1 protein-coding gene is annotated in these 383 nt (G+C 73.4%); it reads right to left on the reverse strand.

From position 1 onward, the window contains the following. Positions 1–383, reverse strand: a 383-nt coding sequence (locus ACYQ1H_RS15590) for a sugar phosphate nucleotidyltransferase (protein WP_460028954.1), incomplete at both ends; no start/stop codon positions are given.

A 383-nucleotide genomic window follows, 5' to 3' on the forward strand; every position in this document is an offset into this window, starting at 1 on the left:
GCCTCGGCGCGGGCGACGGCGGCGAGGAAGGCGTCCGGGTCCTGAATCAGGTGGTCTGCCGCCAGCACCAGCAGGCAGGCGTCGCGCCCGTGGCGCGCCGCCACCCAGTGGGCCGCGAGGGCAATGGCGGGCGCGGTATTGCGGCCCACGGGCTCCAGCAGGTAGCGCCCCGTCAGCGGCCGGGTCGAGGCCACCTGCGCCAGCGCATCCTTGCTCATGAAGTAGTAGTCGCGGTTGGTCACCGTGAGCAGCTCGCCGGCCGCCGCCACCGTGGCGGCCCGGCGGTAGGTCTTCTCGATCAGCGTCTCGCCATCCGCCAGCCGGATGAACGGCTTGGGACAAGCCTCCCGCGACACCGGCCACAGCCGCGTGCCCGTACCACC

This window comes from Methyloparacoccus murrellii, assembly GCF_054657115.1.